The 19693-nt window shown below is 49.4% G+C and carries 25 protein-coding genes; all 25 read right to left on the reverse strand.

The window, feature by feature from the left end:
• Positions 1 to 438 carry a C40 family peptidase gene (locus HMPREF9453_RS02825; protein ID WP_008859057.1) on the reverse strand — a complete coding sequence of 146 codons (438 nt, stop codon included), beginning with the start codon at positions 436 to 438 and terminating at the stop codon, positions 1 to 3.
• Positions 435 to 1019: a baseplate hub domain-containing protein gene (locus HMPREF9453_RS02830; protein ID WP_008859058.1), complete on the reverse strand. Its 585-nt coding sequence runs from the start codon at positions 1017 to 1019 to the stop codon at positions 435 to 437. Before HMPREF9453_RS02830 ends, HMPREF9453_RS02825 begins: the two co-directional genes overlap by 4 nt.
• Positions 1016 to 1588 (reverse strand): DUF2460 domain-containing protein, encoded by a 573-nt coding sequence (locus HMPREF9453_RS02835; protein WP_008859059.1) that lies wholly within the window; start codon positions 1586 to 1588, stop codon positions 1016 to 1018. The genes HMPREF9453_RS02830 and HMPREF9453_RS02835 overlap by 4 nt, the downstream gene beginning before the upstream one ends.
• On the reverse strand, positions 1589 to 4441 hold the full coding sequence (locus tag HMPREF9453_RS02840; protein ID WP_008859060.1) for a tape measure protein: 2853 nt from the start codon (positions 4439 to 4441) through the stop codon (positions 1589 to 1591).
• Positions 4442 to 4456: 15 nt separating this feature from the next.
• The gene (locus HMPREF9453_RS02845) at positions 4457 to 4882 is read right to left on the reverse strand and encodes a hypothetical protein (protein WP_008859061.1); all 426 of its coding nucleotides are present in this window, start codon (positions 4880 to 4882) and stop codon (positions 4457 to 4459) included.
• A 67-nt stretch (positions 4883 to 4949) separates the two neighbouring features.
• The gene (locus tag HMPREF9453_RS02850; protein WP_008859062.1) at positions 4950 to 5465 is read right to left on the reverse strand and encodes a phage tail tube protein; all 516 of its coding nucleotides are present in this window, start codon (positions 5463 to 5465) and stop codon (positions 4950 to 4952) included.
• Positions 5466 to 5477: 12 nt separating this feature from the next.
• Positions 5478 to 5942, reverse strand: coding sequence for a hypothetical protein (locus HMPREF9453_RS02855; RefSeq protein ID WP_008859063.1), 465 nt, complete (start codon positions 5940 to 5942; stop codon positions 5478 to 5480).
• Positions 5943 to 6305, reverse strand: coding sequence for a phage head completion protein (locus HMPREF9453_RS02860; protein WP_008859064.1), 363 nt, complete (start codon positions 6303 to 6305; stop codon positions 5943 to 5945).
• Positions 6306 to 6317: 12 nt separating this feature from the next.
• A complete protein-coding gene (locus HMPREF9453_RS02865) occupies positions 6318 to 7424 on the reverse strand; it encodes a phage major capsid protein (protein ID WP_008859065.1) in 1107 nt (368 codons plus the stop codon).
• Positions 7391 to 7741: a hypothetical protein gene (locus HMPREF9453_RS02870; RefSeq protein ID WP_148363683.1), complete on the reverse strand. Its 351-nt coding sequence runs from the start codon at positions 7739 to 7741 to the stop codon at positions 7391 to 7393. Before HMPREF9453_RS02870 ends, HMPREF9453_RS02865 begins: the two co-directional genes overlap by 34 nt.
• Before the next feature lie 14 nt (positions 7742 to 7755).
• The gene (locus HMPREF9453_RS02875) at positions 7756 to 8136 is read right to left on the reverse strand and encodes a hypothetical protein (RefSeq protein ID WP_008859067.1); all 381 of its coding nucleotides are present in this window, start codon (positions 8134 to 8136) and stop codon (positions 7756 to 7758) included.
• On the reverse strand, positions 8129 to 9370 hold the full coding sequence (locus tag HMPREF9453_RS02880) for a phage portal protein (RefSeq protein WP_008859068.1): 1242 nt from the start codon (positions 9368 to 9370) through the stop codon (positions 8129 to 8131). The genes HMPREF9453_RS02875 and HMPREF9453_RS02880 overlap by 8 nt, the downstream gene beginning before the upstream one ends.
• Positions 9371 to 9382: 12 nt before the next feature.
• Positions 9383 to 10063 (reverse strand): Clp protease ClpP, encoded by a 681-nt coding sequence (locus HMPREF9453_RS02885; RefSeq protein ID WP_008859069.1) that lies wholly within the window; start codon positions 10061 to 10063, stop codon positions 9383 to 9385.
• Positions 10064 to 10066: 3 nt separating this feature from the next.
• Entirely contained in the window at positions 10067 to 10360 is a 294-nt protein-coding gene (locus HMPREF9453_RS02890; RefSeq protein WP_008859070.1) for a head-tail connector protein, read from the reverse strand.
• The gene (locus HMPREF9453_RS02895) at positions 10347 to 12221 is read right to left on the reverse strand and encodes a terminase TerL endonuclease subunit (RefSeq protein ID WP_008859071.1); all 1875 of its coding nucleotides are present in this window, start codon (positions 12219 to 12221) and stop codon (positions 10347 to 10349) included. The genes HMPREF9453_RS02890 and HMPREF9453_RS02895 overlap by 14 nt, the downstream gene beginning before the upstream one ends.
• Entirely contained in the window at positions 12214 to 12642 is a 429-nt protein-coding gene (locus tag HMPREF9453_RS02900; protein WP_008859072.1) for a hypothetical protein, read from the reverse strand. Before HMPREF9453_RS02900 ends, HMPREF9453_RS02895 begins: the two co-directional genes overlap by 8 nt.
• Positions 12643 to 13029 (reverse strand): hypothetical protein, encoded by a 387-nt coding sequence (locus HMPREF9453_RS02905; RefSeq protein WP_040379511.1) that lies wholly within the window; start codon positions 13027 to 13029, stop codon positions 12643 to 12645.
• Between the two features lie 272 nt (positions 13030 to 13301).
• On the reverse strand, positions 13302 to 13826 hold the full coding sequence (locus tag HMPREF9453_RS02910; protein WP_008859075.1) for a hypothetical protein: 525 nt from the start codon (positions 13824 to 13826) through the stop codon (positions 13302 to 13304).
• Positions 13823 to 14212 carry a hypothetical protein gene (locus HMPREF9453_RS02915; RefSeq protein ID WP_008859076.1) on the reverse strand — a complete coding sequence of 130 codons (390 nt, stop codon included), beginning with the start codon at positions 14210 to 14212 and terminating at the stop codon, positions 13823 to 13825. The genes HMPREF9453_RS02910 and HMPREF9453_RS02915 overlap by 4 nt, the downstream gene beginning before the upstream one ends.
• Before the next feature lie 3 nt (positions 14213 to 14215).
• Complete coding sequence (locus HMPREF9453_RS02920) at positions 14216 to 14521, reverse strand: hypothetical protein (protein WP_008859077.1); 306 nt, start codon at positions 14519 to 14521, stop codon at positions 14216 to 14218.
• Positions 14522 to 14524: 3 nt separating this feature from the next.
• Positions 14525 to 14806: a DUF3310 domain-containing protein gene (locus HMPREF9453_RS02925; protein WP_008859078.1), complete on the reverse strand. Its 282-nt coding sequence runs from the start codon at positions 14804 to 14806 to the stop codon at positions 14525 to 14527.
• 24 nt (positions 14807 to 14830) lie between these two features.
• Entirely contained in the window at positions 14831 to 15103 is a 273-nt protein-coding gene (locus HMPREF9453_RS02930) for a hypothetical protein (protein ID WP_187368037.1), read from the reverse strand.
• Positions 15104 to 15143: 40 nt separating this feature from the next.
• Positions 15144 to 16499 (reverse strand): DEAD/DEAH box helicase, encoded by a 1356-nt coding sequence (locus tag HMPREF9453_RS02935; protein ID WP_008859080.1) that lies wholly within the window; start codon positions 16497 to 16499, stop codon positions 15144 to 15146.
• A 1-nt stretch (position 16500) separates the two neighbouring features.
• Complete coding sequence (locus HMPREF9453_RS02940) at positions 16501 to 16812, reverse strand: VRR-NUC domain-containing protein (protein ID WP_008859081.1); 312 nt, start codon at positions 16810 to 16812, stop codon at positions 16501 to 16503.
• A gap of 312 nt (positions 16813 to 17124) precedes the next feature.
• The gene (locus HMPREF9453_RS02945) at positions 17125 to 19677 is read right to left on the reverse strand and encodes a virulence-associated E family protein (RefSeq protein WP_008859082.1); all 2553 of its coding nucleotides are present in this window, start codon (positions 19675 to 19677) and stop codon (positions 17125 to 17127) included.
• Positions 19678 to 19693: the final 16 nt, after the last annotated feature.

Below are 19693 nucleotides of genomic sequence, written 5' to 3' on the forward strand. Positions count from 1 at the left end.
CTACCTCCTAAAACGATAGACGCCATGGAGCCGTGAACGGCCTTTTGCATCCAGGAACATGACGTCATTAATATCAGTCATGACCACACCCTGTTCTACCAGGGCATGGATGACGTGGCCATCTCCTACATATACGGCGCCATGAGAAACGCAGCGGCCATATTTGTACAGCAAAAAATCCCCCGGCTTGATGTCAGACAAGGGGACTCTATCACAATACTTTTCAACGACATTCAAAAACCACTCGGACGAGTGATGCAGGTGCCACTCATTAGAGTAGGGAGCCACTTTAATGGCCCCTTTTTCCACGTAGCCGGCATTTTCAAGGCATGCAATAAGGAGCATGCCGCAGTCAACACCTTTACCTTTCACCTTAGCCTGATTGACATGCGGAGTACCCAGCCAGGTGTAGGCCTCAGCAACAATAGGATTCATCATAACAGCACTTCCTTTAGCGGCACATAAGGCGCAATGACCGAGGCAGAGTCTTCTTCCGTACTTGATGAAACCTTTCCGCCGGAAGTAGAGAACGTACCCTGCGGGTAGAACTTGCGCCGCGGAAATTCCTGCGAAAATCCTTGCACCTGGGATTTAACGTCGAGAGTCATAACAAGACCGCCGCAGGCAGTCACCTCTGTGGTTCCACTAAACAGATCAATTACTCCGATGAGGGTACCATCCGTATCAAAAAATGCACGAGCAAGCGCCATGGTGGCACGGTCGAACGAGCCGTCATGAGCAGCCAGGAAGATAGGTTTATCACCCAGCTTATCATCTTTTGTCGCATATATAGAGATGGTCATGGAATCTACAGACAGTACATTATTTATGACGGTCTGGTCCCGGTGCAGAAGCAGCGCATTATGACTGTAGGTATTATTGTTATAGGTCACATCGTGGTCAGCATCGGTATAGTAATATTTCGTACCATCGTAAAGCGTCAGCGTGTACAGGTCACACGACAGCATCTCTTTTTTCGTGTTCAGGTATGTCGACAGTGTATCTGTTACAGTCTTCATCTGACCACCTTCAATCCGAAACTTGCCGTGAACAGGTTCTCGAATACCTGGGTAATATTAAGCGTCGTATCATTAAACACGACTCGCCACCAGTACTCATAGTCTGCCGTTACCTTGGCCGTGGATGCCGGTGCTGTCGTGAAAACGATAGCACCATTGTCCAATTTATACGTAGACTCACCCTGGGCCACACCATCCACATAGACAGTCAGCTTATCTGCGTAATACACAGGTTCCTGTTGCCCGTGCATCCATGCCACCAGCTGGTAAGAACCATCTGTGTTTTTCGGAAGGGTTACCCCTGTGCATTTATAATGCTCGGCATCTTTGTAGAAGAACGGGAGGAGGGTACCACGTACACGAGAGAAGAAGGCCAGCAACTTGTCGCTCTCTTCACTGGTGAGCTTGGGAAATTCAAGGGTAAATACCCAAGCGGGAAGCGTCTGATTAGTAAGTGCGCGGCGCTTACCGCTTGCCGAGGTCTGTTCATTGACCGCCCAGCTTTGGCCTACCTCTGAATTCCACGATACTTTCCACTGGTCAAGAGGAAACAGTATATAATCAGACAATCACCACACCCCGCTATCCGTCGTAAAATCACGCTTGCCGTTAAACACCATCTGCTTAATGGCGTTCATACCGCCACGCTTGAGGAACGTCATGAAGGAACTTGCATCCATAGCGCTTACATTCAACGTTACACTGTTGCCGGCTGAAGTTGCTGCCAGCTTGCCAACAACACCACCATCGGCAAATTTCGGAAGCGCCCCGGCGTTCATGGCATCGAGCGCAGGAATACCGATGCGGTCTACAGCATCAGCCTTAAGCACATATTCACCGCGGGAAAGCCGGGTAAGAACAGAATCAGATGTCCTTGTGCCAGGGCCAAAGACCTCACCGCCTCCGACCGCCAGGCCATTTGCATGAGATTCGATAAGACCGCCTAGGGCTTTGCCTACCGATCCACCATCCTTCAGACCAATACCATGCAGCGCAGCAAGGATTTCAGCCTGGATGACTGCTTCGATGAGCGTCTGGAGCACCTGTTTAAACACATCGCCGAGGTTCTGCCCTTCAACAATCGCCTTGGAAATTCCACTGGCAAAGTCATCAACAGCCTGGTTCATGGCATCATGAATGGAGTCCTGCCTGGTCTGAATATTTTCGAGTTGCTGTTTCTGTTCAGCATAGAGCTTATTCACCGCCGCTACATCCACAGCAATCTGGGCATTCGTTTTCCCGGTCTGGACGCCTTTGATCCGGATGTCCTCTACTACCTTGCGGCGCTGCTGTTCCAGTGCATACAGTTTCTGCTGGATGCGGGTTTCATTATTAAGCTGGGCCAGACGATCGATTTCCTTATACTGGATGTCGGCAGTCTTGCCTTCATAACCACTCTGCAGATCCGAAAGGGTTGCTGCGTTCTGCTGCTTGGCCAGGGCCTGTTTCTGCCGGATAATATCAGCTTCATTGTCTTTACCGTCAAGGATGGCCTCTTTCAGCTTATCAGCAAGCTGCAGCTCCTCTTCCCGGTACCGCAAAGTTTCCTTCAGAACGCTTTGATTGTAATCAATCTGGGCGGCTTTCATTTCAGCGTTGTATTTTTCAGTATCGGTGCCGAACTGTTTCTGCAGGGAAATCAACGTTTTCTGGGCCGTAGCCTGCAGGTCAGCCTTGATGGTGGTCAGCTTATCTTCAATAGAAAGACGTTCCTCGGCCAGCTTATTCGCCTTACGAAGGGCCTTGAGCTCTTCCTCATGCTGCTTCTTGGCGAGTTCTTCGGCAGATGGACCGGAGTGCCCACCTCCGCCACCACCGCCACCGGAGTGGCCACCTCCACCACCACCTCCTCCGCCACCAGTAGGAGCAGCCCAGGACATATCTACAGATTCATCTGCGCCCTGGTAAGCATCCATACTGTGCCCCGTGGCCATAGTGACATCAAGCGAGCTGTCTTCCATACCGCCGCTGGCAGCATATGCCTTGGCGTTGCTGTTAATTTTTGCGGCGATCGCCGCCAGTCCACGAAGGACCATACCAATCGCCGAGACGATATCCATGAGGAAATCATAGACGGGCCCAAGTGCGTTCCGCATTTCAGCACATGCGGAGTCAAAAGCGTTCCCGGCGGCACGAATAGCCGCCGCAACCACGTTAATGACGGTATCAATGGCTCGAATCAATACAGCAATAGCGTTGAGCACAAATGTGGCTACGCTGCCGAGGGCCTGAAATGCACCTGCCAGCGGCCCTTTAATAGCCGCCGTGAGGTCATTAAACAGGTCCATCAATGCGTTAAGCAAGTCAGACTGATTGAAGGCATCGGCGAAGTATTGCCCAATAGCCGACAGCACGGAGGACGCAGATGTTTCCATCCGGTTGAAGTTATCCGTGAAATTATCCGTTGCCGTTTCAGTTGCACCATCGAACTGGCCCATATAATCAGTGAGCGCCTGGATGGCATCAGCACTGTTTACGGATCCATCCTGGATGCCCTGGGCGACCTCATCTGCCGTCATCCCCATGGACTCAAAGGCTTTATTTACGTCAAGGCCCGCAGCCTGCAATTCCATAATCTGCCGTGCTGTAACCTTTCCGGTCATGGTGATGCGAGCCATCGTGCTTACGATCTGCTGGGCGAATTCTTCCCCTTTGCCCAGACCATAAGCGGCATCGGATACCGATTTAACCGTCTTCGCGGCCTGCGTTGCCGTCTGGCCCATCTTTACGAGCTGGGTCATCATCTGCGTCACGGCAGTGCGGCTAAACTGGGTCTGCTGGGTTACGATTTTAATTTGCGCAGCGAGTTGTTTTGCCGTATTCACGCTGCCAGTGAAGGCAGTCAGCCGGGTCAGCGTCTGCTGGGCACCGGCTCCCATTTTAGCCAGACCGGTAACCACACCAGCAATGGCCACACCAATACCGGCAATACCTGCGGCGGCTTTGGGCGCACTTGAAACGATTCCAGTAAACAGTCCGGATATGCCGCCGCCATTAGCCGTGGCCATATTCTTGAGGCTCGTCTGAATGTTCTGGAGCTTAGAGCCGAAGGACGTAAGACTCCCCAGGGCAGATCCTGCGGCAGGGGAAATCTTAGACAGCGCATTTTTCAGATTTTCAATAGCGGCAGAGTTATCATTTGCCGCCTTCGCACCATTAGTCAGGTCACGGATTTCCTTGTTTTTTTCTGTAGATGCAGCCCGCAGAACGTCCCTGTACTGGTTCATAGCCGTGTTCAGGGAATTGTACTGGGCCTTCTGCTCCGACGTCATGTTGGCGACGCCGCCGCACGCCTTTTCAAAGTCTTTGACTGCTGCCTGGGCTTCTTTATATTTCGTGTTGGTCTCGGCAATCGTCGTATTAAGCTGCTTCAGCTCATCCGATTTAACGACTGTCTCAAGGGTAATCTTTGCATCAGCCAACTATGTCCACCATCCTCACTTAAACAATCCACCTGTCTTTACGTATTTAACCAGTTCTTCAGAGTAGAACTTCTGAATAGCCTGGGCATTCGCCGCGAAGTAACTGCCCCGGGCGGGATATCTTGGGCCACGCTGGCCAAAACGCTTGCCCTTCACGCGAATAATGTTCCCGTGAGCGCCGGTATTGAACCATCGGGCGAAATAGTTTGCATAGATATTTGCCGTCATCCCACCGGCCTCGGCCTTGAATGACCCGCACCGGATCTCCTTGTGGCCGTTGTCATACAAGATATTCTTGCCTCCAAAGGCAGTGGCCGGATGAGTACGCAGCACGAAGTCTCGGGCCTTTAGCTGTGCTTTGTAAGCGCCTTCACGCACAAGTTCCTGCAACCCGTGGTCTGAAAAATCACGAATTTCAGCTTGCAGTTCGTCCAGGTTCATCCGATCACCGCCTTCAGATACAAGGAAAGGCCCCGAAGGGCCTTATCTCGTATCATAAAAAAATCAATTAAGTCCCATTAGCTTTGGTTACTGTGAATCCGCTCTTTACTTCGGGCTTACCTACGCCGGTAGCAGTGAGGGATTTGGTGATAACGTCCTTCGCTTCAGCCTTCTCAGTCCACTTCGTCGGGATCATCTTAATTACCGTGTAATCTTTGGTGTCCAGATCAACGAAGGCAAACATGAGCGCACCTTTTTCAGAGGTCACATCGTCATCCAGTACGAAGTTTTCGATTGCAGCCTGGGCCTCGTTATCACGCTTAAACATGACATCGCAAGTCAGTTCGCATGTCTTCCCGGTCACTGCCCCGGATGGCCAGTACCCAGTGTCCTTAGTGTTCTGGGTAGATACAGATGTGCCCCAGTTGACGGTCTGAGTGGTAATGCCGCCGAGCAGGGACCATACAGGGGCCGCTTCAGTAGCACCAGTACCATAGTTAAGATAAATGACTTTGCGTTTACCGGACACGCCAGTGTCGGAGGTAAAAGCCGGATATTTGTCTTCGGAAATAGTCACAGCCATTCTCTATTCTCCTTATTTTTGACTCAATGTGAATTGTACTTTAGTTTCGCCACTCTGCCATGTGCCAATATCACTGTAGATTGGCAGGTTGATATGGAGCGCCCCGACGGTGATTGCTACTAGGTTAAAACCGTTTTCGGCATAGATTTTCGCCAGTGCGTCCCATCCCTTACCCTTCGTTGACAGGTAGTTCAGCAGGTTTTCCAGAATTGACGAAATATTTTTGCGCCCACGGTAATTCGAGTAGATTTCAAGATTGATGGAAACTGTCCACAGGGCTGTGTCCTTGTTGTCGGAGCAGTCTGCGTCCATTTCTCCGAAAATCCCGTACTCGAATCGTTCCTGGGACTTGAAATGGTCGGTTATTTCATTCATGGGGACGGCGGAGTCGAACCATTCAACCCCTACGTCGGCGTTCTTGTTCAGAGCGCCGTACAGGGCTTTCATGGTTGCCGCAAAAGGTGTCGTATAGACCATTTACAGTACCTCCCCACTTGAATTTACTGCCGTTGCCGTAATCTGCAGGTAATACGGAACAGATTCATCAATCAGCTCGATATTGTTGATGAGAAATGTGAACCCATTGTACTGCAGTCGCCAGTTGGTGTTCAGCGGATACGTCTTCGAGATATCTCGAATAATGAAATAGCGTGTATCAGCGGTAACATAATCACCAACTGTCTGCATACGGCTTTGACTTTTTACAGTCACAAGTGCGAAAACGCTAACCGCAGGGCCGTATGAAATGTCGGAGATACCGCCCATTTCATCACGGCTAGGGTCAGACGGTTTAAGCAGTGTGACATTTGCGTTAAATCGGCCTGCGTTGCGTTTAAACATGGTCAGCCTCTATCAGGTGGAGGATTTCTTAACCATCTGGAATGCGGAGCCATAGGTGTTGAGGTCCTGGAATCTTGCAATCGCGCGAACGAGAACAGAGTTCTTAGTGAATCCTGCTTCTTCGGAGGATGCAACTTCCAGTTCCGGATAGGCAATGTGGTAAATTGCGGAGAAGTCACCTACAACAACGGCATCATTGGCGAGGCAAGCATTTTCCACAACGATGATGGGTCTGCCTTCAATCTGTTTGATGGTTTCGCCGTTTGCGTTCTGTGCGAGGTAATAACGGTCGTTCTTATCGGCTGCATTTGCCAGTTCCGCAAAAGTGTACTGGTTCATGACGATGGATGCATTAGCGCCTGCGTCCAGTGGGATGGTGTTGATAGCGTTCTTAATGGCATCAAGTCCGGCCTTGGATGCAATGGCGGTTACAGTAGCAGTAGTCGGAGTAGCACTGGTAACGGCGGCGAGGATTTCGCTATTCAGTTCACGAATGTATACGCGGTTAAACAGGTTACCGATAACGGACAGGACGTCTGCGTCTGCATCGAGCAGGAGTTCACGAGAAACAGGGATAATAGCGCCCTTGGATGCCAGTGCGAATTTCGCAGAGGTGAATGCGGCCTTGGTCTGTGTGATTTCGTTGTTTTCATCAAAATCAGTCAGCTTCACATCCTGGGAATAGTCGATAATCGGCACGGATCCGGAGCGGGTATGTACGGAAATCGGTGTTGCGATTTCACGCAGATCAGTTACCACCTTGCCATTTTCTTTAAGGTTCAGCAGTTCTTCGGGAACGAGTACGCCACCATCAGCGGCGGTTGCTCCATTCTGGCCTGCGGCGGTCGCAAGGATTTTTTTAGCTTCTACATCATCATTGAGCAGGAATTTACGCAGTGCGGCGTTAATCTGTTTACGGTCCATTTTTCCTCCAATTTCATCTTTTACAACTTTGTTCTTTGCCATTTCTTCCATAGCTTCTGCCTTGCCCTGTTCTACGAGCAGGGATTTCAGTTTTTCAGACATTTCTGCAGGGACGGATTCGCCTTTTTCTGCCATGGCTTTGATTTCGTCCTGCAGTTTTGTCATTTCTGCTTTGATTTCTTCGCTTTTAAGCATTTGTCTTTCCTTTCCAGTTCATCTAACTTTTTTGACCAATATTTCACATCGGATTCATACCGGCTGTCGTGCTTTTCCGGGCGCTTGTCCCTAAGTTTACGATAAGCCGTCAAATCATCAAATGTGGGGGCTTTTTCGCCCAACATGGAACTATAAACAGGTAACGCACAGCGCAGGATAAGAAGGTTCTCGAAACTGTCACGGCGGCGGACGTAACCGTTCACCAGTGCATTGAATTCCTTCATCGTCAGCTCGCCCAGTGTGCTGGGCGTCAACTTTAACTCGCCATACGCAACAGGTTCAATCATTGCAATCAAATCAGCGGCGGTCTTCAGTTTTTCGGAGTCGCCGCCAGAATCTCCGCCATCTCTTTTTTTGAGCCGAAAATGCCGCTTGCTACGATCGCCATGGTTACCGCCAGAATTACATTCTCCATGCCGTAGCCAGCAACCATGTCTTCCCACAATTTCTCGTAGTCCTTAGCCGGCTTGTCCCGCATTTCGGGCGTTCCGGCACGGACGCATTCCTTAAAAAGAATAAAAACGTCCTTCATGGCGAAACTGCTGTCTGCGAATTTCGCAAGCGTGGCCATCAGGCTTTTGGTCGTAAGCTGTGGTTCAGCCCGAAACATAGCGTTAAAAGTAAATTTCATGGTATATTCTTTCTCGCCTACGGTGAAACGAGAAGAATTGTTAAGTGCAGTGTCAGCCATCAGAGCGGCCTCCTTCGTTGTCTGCAGAATCGCCCAGTGTCCCCGTGCCGCCACGCTGCGTCAGCCTATTAGCGCCCGGGTCAGAGCTGGGTCTGTATTTGATACTCTTTCGAGCTTCGTTCGCCGTCAGAATGCCTGCTCCTGCGTATGCGCAAAGGACGGAGGCTTTGGACTGGGCGTCTAAGAAGTCGAAAACATCATTATTTGAATCAAAAGTGAAACCTGCGCGAATCTGCTTGATTGGGAGCAGTTTCGCTGTCAGTTCCACGGAGTACTGGTTGATAATCGGCGCAATCGTCGAATTGTAAAATTGCGTCATCTGGTTTGTGGAGAATGTCCCCATGCCAGTGCCGCCGCCGATGTTCAGCATCACCAAAGGAATGCCGAAGAATGCGGAAATCGCCTGCGTATCCATTTCCTTGAGTGTTTCATAGTAACTCTTGATATCGTTGGAAATGTTCGATGCAGACATTCCTGCAGGGAGCGGTAAAATCACGTTGTCAGCATTGGACAGCAGGTCCTTGATCTGTGACTGCAGGGCTTTCTGCTTGGTCACAGACAGGTCTGACGTATACGAAAGAACGATTGTCCCTGCAAATCCGTTACTGACGGCGGTCCGCATGGCACTTTCCACATCGGCATCGGCGCTTACTGTGTTGTACAGCACATCAATAGCCCTTCGCCCTGTGATTCCATTTGCCGAAAAAGCCTTGAAGTGCAGGATTTCTTCGGGCAGGAACACATAGAATTTAGAGGTTAAGGGGTCTTGGTACTGGTAAACGAGTTTGCGTCCATCGTTCAGGAATGCATCAAGAATCCCTGCGTCATCCCAATAAACTTTCATGTTTTCCGGGGCGAGTCGGATTAATTCCTTGAGCATTCCGTTTTCAGTGTGGATGTAGGCGAAGGCGTTACCCTCTGTCACCCGATCCCATTCCATCTGTCTCCAAAAATCATAGGCATTGATTCCGGGATAAGGCGAAACATTCAGAATCGGGTCAAAAGTGCTGTTCGCAGCATCGGCACTTGCAAGATTCCTGTCGAACACACCCCATCTGATCTGTGCGACATACTTCGACAGGAGTTCCACGCAAGTTGCAAATGCCACGTTGCCACCCGGGGCGACTCGAATAATCTTGCCCTGCCCTACCTCGAAAACGTGCGGGCGGTCCCTCGCCTTTAAGTTCCTGGAATAAACCGTGCCATTCCAGTAAGCCTTTAATTTTTCAAACATCATACCCTCCTGTTAAAGCAATGCGGCGGTCACCGGGTCGAGCTTCGCCGCTTTCTGTTCCGGTTTGATTTCCGCTTTGGGTTCTTCCTTTGGCGGTTCTTCAGCCTTGGGGAGTTCCGCCTTCGCTTCGGGTTCCGGCGGCTCTTCCTGTGGGGCCTGCGGTTCGTCCTGTTTCGGCATCAGGAACGTGGACAGATCAGCAACGGCGGCGAGCCGGTCACTGCGTTTTCTTTCCACGACGGTGATGTTGTCGAAGTACTGGGCGGCATCAGTTCCCGTCATCCATACGTCGCCGTCTTCCATCTTGCCGATGATGGATTTGTCCTTACAATGGGTTTCAATCGCCTTGTGCATGGCACCATCCATCGCCGCCATGGCGTCAATGTCATTCTGCAGTTCTTTCTTGTTTCCCGTAAAAGTTCCCCAACTGTTGTGAATCATGATGATTCCGGTCGGTTCGATTTCCACGTTATCGCATGACAGCGCAATCATAGCGGCGGCGGAGCATGCCATGACTTCCACGGTGGCATTAACCGTATGTAGGCATTTCTGAATAGCGTTGACTACGTTCAGCGCATCGGTTACAACTCCCCCGGGGGAATTAATAGTGATGTGGACGTCTTCTTTCGAGTTCTCGATAGCGTCCACGAGGTCATCAGTAAAGCAGATTAATCCGTTAAGATAGAGCTCCATGGTTCATCCTTTCTTGTACAACTGTAACTGGGTAAGCATCGCCCGGGATGCATAGTTCATTTCGTTTTCGCCGTCATAGGCGCCTTCACGGCGTTCATAGGCGGGGGGAACATACATGGTTTCCACCCACAGGTCGGCTTTTCCCGCAAAAATGGTATTAGCCTTATAGATATCGTCAAAATCGTCTACGGCGTCACGCAAATAGTCATATCCCGCTGTAATGAGGCTTGTGATGAATGTATCATCATCAGCGTATGGAATCCGCAGATAAGCCTTGACGTCATCAATGGTTATCATCTTTATTCACCCCCATCAAATCAGCCCATGCGTCTACATTCTCATCACCGGTCGGTTCACGTCGGTTAAAGTCAATGTAAGGCGCAATAAATCCCGTGAGCATGGCGTCCACAGGGTCGATTCTTATGTTGCTGTCAGCCTTCAAACTGACTTTTTCCACGGAGTAATAACCCGTAGTATTTCGTAGTAGGATGCTGTTTGTTATTGCCTTTTCCCAGATGTCTTCGTGGCCTTCCCAGTACGCCAGCTTTCCGTCTTTCATAATGGCGGACAGGGCTTCGATATATTGGGAAAGTGACTTTGGTGACTGGTTCTGCAGGATAAAGCAGTCGCAGATCTGGCTTAACCCGTCCTGTATGCCTGCAATGTTGTACGGGTCAGCGGCAATCGTGACGTAGTGCAGGTCATACTTATCACGAAGATTCGCAATGTAGGCAAGTATCTGCTGTGTGTCGATGTTCTCGCCACCAGCACCGTCACACAGGAACAATTCGGTATCGAGATAGTCTCTGTAAGAGAATCCGTCTCTTTCCACGTGACTCTGCAGCTTGTTTGCCGGCATGAAAGAAACGGTATGGACATACAGACGGTAATGGTCTACCGTCTTGCCATTCTTGACGAGCCGCCCTTTGGCGGATTCGCCAACGTAGGCCAGGAAACACACGCTGCTTAGGTCGAGCGTCTGGCTTAGATCTGCGCCGATATACCAGTCCTTATACCCTGCCTTGATAACATCCTCAAAGGAATATTTGACACCGCATGCTTTCATCTGGTCATAAGTGCAGAGGTTCCTGTCTTCGGCGCTGTACCAGACGTTACATTGCTTGGTAGCGAAGGACTGCAGTGGAAATCCCTTTTCTGCAATGGCTTCACGAGCCTTCTGGGTATATTTCTTCTTGATGTAGGACTTGACGGTGTAGCCGTTAGGTTCAAACAACAGGACGGGGTTTGCTTTTCCCCACACCTTCATGTCTTCCAGGTTCTCGGTCTTTCGTGCTTCCTCGGCGTCCGGTTCAGCGAGGAACAAAAACCGGTTATCGGACAGTGCATTTTCATAAAGCATCTTGCGGAGCGTTATCCATTTTTTATGGTTCTCTGAACCTATACCAAACTGGGCAGTGGACATCGTTACTAACAGTGAGTCCTTAAAATGGGCTTGCCCATCCTGAATGGTCTTCGTGATGATTTCATCACATAACATTTCTTCGTCAATCACGGCAATCTTGTTCGTGTAGCCATCCAGTGTTTTCTTCGCGGCGCCGCCGGTCCGGAACAGTTCAATCTTGTTCCCCGTAATTTTTGACTTTGCCCAATATGCTGTACGATTCACGTTTGAGAAAATTTCGGCGAGCTGAGGATCGTTGTCTATGAATTTACAGAACTCGTCAAAACAGATGGTGGCGTTCTTCCCTTTGCAGGATGCCAGTACGATTAGTTCGTTGCGGAAACGACTCATGTTGATGAGATAGTGCAGGACGGAAGACAGCAAAAATGACTTACCATTACGTCTGGCAATGTAAATGTTGGCAGTGTTGGTCAGATAACGTCCATCGGGATATCTTAGACCAAAAATCCCGCACAGCATGAATTTCTGTACGGGATAAAGTTCTAAAGCATGGGGCTTGCCGTCCTCATCTATATACGTCAGTAGGTTCAGGAATGCGAACATACGCCGCATGGCTTTGGCGGCAAATCTGTATTTACCACTATTGGCGAGATCGATGAACCGCTTAAAGCACTTGAATTCTGACTGGCCCAGTAAATCCATGGCGGCACGTTTCCGAAGGGCCGTGTAGTAGGAGCCGATAAACGGCGTGAGTTCTTTGGGGACTTTGATTAGTTTTAACTCATCCTCAAGCATAGCCGTCACCCATCAGTTTGTTGAAATAATTAATGCCTGCCTTGATTCTGTCCATGGCGGCCTGTCTATCCGCTTTGTACCATTTATGGATTTCCGCATGGCTTTCCACGGAGACAGTAATCAGATTATCAATATCGTAAATCTTGGACGGGTCTTCTTCCCTCTCGACAATATGGTGGATAACAACGGGGTCGCACTTTCTGACGATTCCCACTCCCATCATCCAGATATCGTAGTCCATATATTTGATACGGATGTTCTTTCTACACTTGCGCCACAGCCACGAGCCGTAGAGCTTGCGGCCTTCGTCTTCACGCTGGCGCTTCTTTGCGGAGGCTAAGGCAAATTTCTTGGAACACTTCGGGCAGCGCTTACCATCATACAGTTCATGACAGTTCAGGCAGCGCCGTAAATATCCCATTCAGAAATCTCCTTCCTTCAGTGACTCGTTAAACATCCTCGTGAATTTATTCCCCATATCTGCCGACTCATCCTTGATGGTGGCAAACTGCAGGGTCTTGTATAATTGCAGGACGATCTTGTTGATGGATTCGTAGGATTCAAGCATGGATTTCACTTCTAGAGGGTCCAGGTCTTCCATATTGCCCTGCAGATTTTCCGAAATATCGTTCGCCAGCACCTCGAATCGGCAGAATTGCATGATCAGGCTTCTATTAATTTCGGTAACCATGGGGCATTTGCCTTTTAGTGACCAGATATAGTCATTTAAGGCTTTAATGGCCTTCGTCCGCTTCGCTTTTCGTGCTGGCGTTACTTTACTTTTTTGCATAGTATCATTATTTTTCATGATAATTAATCATCCATGAGAAAAATAGAAAACCTATCCGCCGAATGCGAACGAGGGCATCGAAAATTTCCAAACATACCCCCGCTAAAAATTTTTATGACAACGCAAAAACACGAGCCTATCGACATCAGCTCGTGCTCTTGTGTGAAAACCCTGAATGAATAAGGAGGTGATGATTGTGTGCGATGCGTTTCTTCCTCAATCTCACACTATCATTTTACCACATAAAAAATTATCGTTTACTATCATTTACTATCATTTACTATAAAAAACTATTCTTCTTCTTCCCCGTTGGCAATTCTAATAATCCGAGCTACTTCTTCCTGGTAATCATCATTCAGTAGTTGGATAGCTTTCCGGTGTAACTTATAGACTGACGATACAGCACATGTCAAGGTTCCGGCTATAGCCTTCCAGCTTTCACAGTTGATATACCTGGCAATAATTATGCCCCGGAGTTTCTGGTCATCAAGCTTATCTGCAATAAATTGGACCGCACATTGCATGGTTAGTAAATTTTCCAGTGCTTTTATCCTTTCATGTTCCATCTTGTCTATCGTCTTCTCAATCCGTTCCACCGTCTGGCTCAGGTCGCCGCTTCCCCCGCCGGAAATACGGGGATTTTCATAATTCAGTGCTTTCAGTCCGCTTAAATCAGATTCATACAGCTTTATACTTTTACTGATTTCATCCGTAACGAATCGTAAATGCCGCGCATTATACAGAAATATTTCTACCCTCGTGTAGCCCCGTGTTTTCTTTTCCCTGCCCTGGCCTGGTAAATCAACAGTACTCATTTTCCCTGCTCCTTCCTTGCTCTTGCTCTGGCCTGCGCTGTCCGTCCTCCTTTGGCCCGAAGTTTGCTGATATCTTTCTCAGACCGATGGATGACAGGCGCATCCTTCTCTTTCGTTTTGCTGATACTCCGGATGACTTCCTCCAAAGTCTTTCCGGATTCTTCCTGCCAGCCGTCTTCCATAAACCGCCTTACCAGGTCGATATGTCTTTTCATGGCTTTGGACTGTAAACGCTCCCAGGCTGCTTCATGCCACTGGGAGTCCATGATTCCCTTCTTGTCGGACTCAATCCAGTAGGTCACTTTCTGGTTGGTAGTGTACGGGCCAACCCCCGGCGACGTGATGACTTCCCTTTTTCGGATTCCCTTGCACAGTTTTGTAATCATGGTCTACCTCATCCTCCATTCGTCTTCTATCAGGATTCTCATTTCCTTCATCCGTTCCTTGTACCTGTCCATATCGCAGCGGTCAACGTATCCTCCTACTACGGTTCCCCTGCCTTCACTCACTTCGCGAAGGGAGTGGATGAGTTCTTCGATGTCCTTCCAGCAGTCTTTGACGTGCTCTTTCTGCCGGAGAACGAAATCATTTTCTGCGTTGATTTCATTGATTCGATTTTCCAGGCACATCCATGCGGATGCGGCGCCGCAGGCAAAGGATACGGCTATGATTATCAGCTCATCCGTCACTTCCATTTCCTATCTTCCTTTCCTTGGGTTGATGTTCTTCCCTTTCAGAACGTCCACAGCCCACTCGACATACTGTAGCGCCTTTTCCATATCCTGGAGCTCGTGCCCTTTGAATCTGGACCGCAGGATGTACTTCAACGCATTTCCCTTACAGAATCCATACATTTCTTGAGCCGTGAAGTACATCTGCATGATTTCGATTGGTTCAATGGCGCACTGGTTATAGTGGGCCTGAGCAATGGCCATCCCGGATTTCTCTTTACGTACATTTCTGCAATCTTCTGTATTCATAGAGGTCCCTCCTTCATTCACCATTCAATTCCATCCTTTGATTTCCACTCCGGCCTCGTCCTTAAGGCATTTAGCCAACTCCTGCAGTGTTACATAACCTTCCTCGTAACACTTGTAGGTGTTCATGCACAAGTCGATGAACCTTTCTACCCTGCCGTCTTTACGCATCAATTCGCCATAATGGTCATGAATGACCATGGCCGGAATGGCAAGCATAAGATTGAAGGCAAACTTACATCCTTTAGCCGTAGCCTCCTGCTTCATCCGATCGATATCGGATTGCTTAATTGAGATCATTGGATCTTTCTTCTTGACTCCCAGTCTTCTTCTTTCCTGTCTATTCATATGTTCCCCTCACAATCTCTTTTACCGCTTCCATCAGTGCATCCTGTCCTTTCTTCTTGGACCGAAGTGACAGAAGAACTTTTTCATCTATTGTCCCTTTTGCCACGATGTGGTGGATGATAACCGGTTTGTCCTGGCCTTGCCGGTAAAGCCTTGCATTGGCCTGTTGGTATTGTTCCAGGCTCCATGTAAGCCCATACCAGACCACGATATGGCCTCCTTCCTGCATGTTAAGACCATAACCGGCACTGGCGGGATGGGCCAGAAGGACTTTGATTTCTCCCCTGTTCCAGGCGTCCAGCGTTTCTTTTCCGGACAACTCCACTGCGTCGGGAATTTCTTCCCTGATAGCTTTCACGTCATGCCGGAAGCCATAGAATACAAGGACAGGCTGCCCACCGGAACCGTCTATGATTTCTTCCAGGGCGTGAACCTTTTCCTTATGGACTATCCGGACGCTGCCATCATCGGTATAGACTGAACCGTTGGAGATCTGCAGCAGCTTGTTGGAGACCGTGGCCGCCTGCAGTGCTGTGATCTGCCCGGCATCGCCCAGGCCTACGACCTGGTCTTTAACCATCTGTCGGTACATCTTCTTCGCCTCATCGGGAAGGATAACCGGGATGACATTCACAAACTTTTTTGGAAGCGTCAGATAATCTGATGCCTTCATAGACATACAGATATCTCCTATCCGGTCCGTTATCAGCTTCTCCGCATCGCGATTGGGCTTATAGCTGTAGATGACGTACTGATTTCTTTTATCCGGCGTAAAATATTTCCGGCGGTAAGAAGTAATCGTCCTCTCCAGACGCTCTCCCATGTCAAGGATGTACAACTGGCTCCAAATGTCCATCAACGTGTTGCTGGTAGGGGTTCCGGTCAGGATGATGCGTCTTTTGAAATAAGGGAGCATTCGCTTCAATACTTTAAACCGAACAGAGGACGGGTTCTTGAAACTGCTTGACTCATCCACCACCAGCATGTCCCACTTACAGGGAAGCGTTTTGAAAAGCCAGGCTACATTCTCGCGGTTGATGACATAGATGTCCGCCTCCACACTGCAGGCCTCTTTCCGCTGCTCTGCATTGCCAAGAATGGTAGAGAACCGAAGAGAAGAAAGATGACTCCATTTCTTCGCCTCATCCTGCCATGTGGACTCCGCCACCCGCTTCGGCGCGATGATCAATACCCGGCTTACCTCAAACTGTTCATAGATAAGGCTTTCGATTGCAGTCAGTGTGATGACGGTCTTCCCAAGTCCCATATCCAGAAAGAGCCCATAGCAGGGATTTGACTCAATCACGTCGATAGCCCTCTGCTGATAGGCGTAAGGCTTGAAATCCAATTCACGCGCCTCCCCGCCTTTGAGAAATATCATACCCGGCCATCAATGCATCCACAGCAGCCATGCTGTCGAGCCAAACCACGTGACAGCGGCATCCGGTGCTTTGGATCATCCTCATCACCGCTTCCTGCAGAGGCCTCGGCTTCTTACCCGGGGCTTTTAGTTCGATGAACATGGGTACATACCCGGGTAGTAAAACAATGCGGTCAGGCACTCCATTGTTACCCGGTGATATGAGTTTAAAGCATAGCCCGCCCCGCTTCTTTGTGGAAAGGACTAAATACCGTTCAATTTGATTTTCTTCGCGGTACATTTTTGCCTCTTTTGTTAAAATTACTCAGTTACCATATCCAGTTACCTATCCAGTTACCCGACAAAAAGCAGATTTTATCGAATGAAAATAGTATTTATGGTAAAAAAGGTAACTGACTTTCTATATAATTATTAAAAACGTAGTTTTACAAGTACATGTATTAATCGCAAGTACCATATTTTTACGATTCAAAAAATTTATAGAAATTTCAGTTACCTAGTTACCTTTTTTCCATTTTCTTAGATTTTATCGTACAAAAAGTAGGTAACTAGAAAGGTAACTGGAAGGTAACACAGTTAGTTCAGTTACCTTCTAAGATAAAAGCGAATATTCGTCAAGATCATCCTTCACGAAACATCTTTGTGGGCCATAGAGCTTTAACTTAAAAAGTTTTTTCCGGTTCCACTTCCACCCAGGAATCTGGCCCATGATGCTCATCACGTTCTTACGTTCAAAGCCCATGATCCGGTCCTTGTCCTTGCCGAAGAGCTCGCACAGGATTTCAAGAGTGCATATCCGATTCCGCTCTATCAGTCTTACGGAATGCGGGATATCGCTAATTTTCTCCACGTACGTCATACCCGGCTGCAGGTCATCTCCCAGATGGCTGCTTACCCATTCACGTCTTGCCGTGATGTCGTAGTTCTTCCAGTTTTCCGGTACAGGCAGCTCCAGGAAGGCCTCAATCTGGTCCTTCATCTCAAGCCCTTCCATATGTGCTTCCTGCATCTCCAGAGCGGTCTTCTCCACGTTCTCAGGCAGGCATAGGCTCTGTTCCGACTTGTAATTAGCTTTGAAATCGGCATAGGCCTCCGCCCAGATCTGCCGGATGTCCTCATCCTTCATATCGAAGACGCTTTTATTCAAAGGAATCAGCTTGCTCTGGGCCACATCGACAGGGAGGAACCTCCTGTTTCCCGTAGTGTCTTTCAGAAACGCCTTGTCATTGGACGTTGCGACCAAAACGCACTGACGCGGAAATTCGGAGCTCCTGTGTTCATAGGGAAGACGGACCTTGTCCACCTGCCTTGAAATGAATGCCTTCATAGCGGCTGCATCCGACTTGCTGGCGGCCTGCATCTCCCCTACCTCGATGATTGTTCGTCCCTGCAGCTGTTCGATGGCGTCCTTCCCCTCGAAGGTGGTGAGGGAGTCGGAGAACCATTTACCGCCTAGCTTGCGGAGGAGGGTAGATTTACCGATTCCCTGGCCGCCGGAAAGGACGATGACATAGTCCCACTTGCACCCGGGATGGAAAATTCTCGCCACCACGGCGCGGCACAGAAGGCGCGCCAGCGCTTTGGCATACTCTGAGTCATCAGCTCCAAGGTAGTCGATAAAGATCCGCTCCACCCTTTTTACTCCGTCCCACGGCGGGAGCTGTCTGAACCAGTCCCGTACCGGATGGAACTCGTGGTCATGGGCTTCCTGGCGGAGGACGTCATCCAGAATGGCCCGGACCTGCAGATCATACCTGTTGTCCAGATAGTTTCGAAGACAGCTGTCATCTGTATCGGTCCATGCATCGCTCTCGGGTTCCGTCTTATCCCATATCATTTTTCTGGTCTTTACAAGCCTGTTGGAGAAGATATCGTAGGCAATGCAGCCTTTCAGGTTCCTGTCATTACTGAAAATAATCTGGAGGTTCCTTACGTTCTTGATGATCTTCCCGCCCTTTGTCATGGCGAGTTTCCCGATCCACGCATCTTTCTTTGATGTTTCCTTATCCTCCGCTTTCTCAGTCGGTCTATCGGTAATCAGTGAATCATCGAAATCTAAATCCTTCACCGGTTCCGGAGGCTTTGTCCTCTGCATCCTGGCCATTTCATATTTCACTGCGGAGTCTCTAAGGCATACGTTTTCAACCATTGCCTTATAAGACGGAGCCTGCGAGCCCTGCCGGCCTTTCGGGTCGGTATCCAAGCTTCCGAAAAGGTGAATCCTTACAAGATCGAAAGCATTGCAGCACATCTGTGATGTAGGGTCGGTGGCGTGGAAAGAGTATGCCAGTTTCCCATTGTTAAAGACATGGAGTCCGCCGGCGGATGAACCCTGTACGAATGTGTAACGGTCCACCCGGTTCTTAAACTGGTCATAGATTCCGGACAGATAGGTTTCTATGGCGTGCGGGATGTCATAGCACCGGCAGAAGGCGCCTACCCATCCCGGCTTATCCGTCGGATCCATCCCTCCCATGCTTCGCTGGTACTGCCTTGGGACCTCCAGCTCCGTCTTTCCCATGGGCCACTGTGTCGAGTCGCGCCAGTCGTCATATTCGGCAAGGACCGTATCCGGATTGAGGATAGGTGCGTCGTTCAAGTAGAACACCGGCTCCACATCCCTTGGATGGGACGGCCAGAACATAAGCCGTTCCGGAGCGAATGTGGTGAGGTCGAAGAACGCCATACCGATTTTATCCGCCAGTTTTCTTGCCATGGCTATGTACTCATCGGGAGTAACCTCCCTGGTGATGGGTATAACAATCCTCATCCTTGGATGGTCGTGGGTATGGCTGTGGGTACTGTGGATGCAGAATCCGCAGCCGTGGAGCACCTTGTTGATGACGTACATGTAGTCATCCGGCGCATTATCCATATCCAGGGTAATCAGTGTTTTTGCTTTGACGTGGGCCTTCTGCCTGATACCGTCCGTAAGGACGGCACCGACATAGCCGCCGATGTCCTTCAGACTCCCTTTCTTTGATTTGGGAAGATGGGCATACTGCTCAGCGGTCTCGCCGGTGCTGATGGAATTGGAAATCCTGTCTAAGAACTGTGACCATGTAGTTTCTTCGTTATGCCAGACATTGTCCAGCCTTGACCTGCCTACAGCTATACTGAAGCGGCAGTTGTTTTTTACTTCCATGGCGTATCCCTTCCAT

This window comes from Dialister succinatiphilus YIT 11850, from assembly GCF_000242435.1.
Classification (GTDB): domain Bacteria; phylum Bacillota; class Negativicutes; order Veillonellales; family Dialisteraceae; genus Dialister; species Dialister succinatiphilus.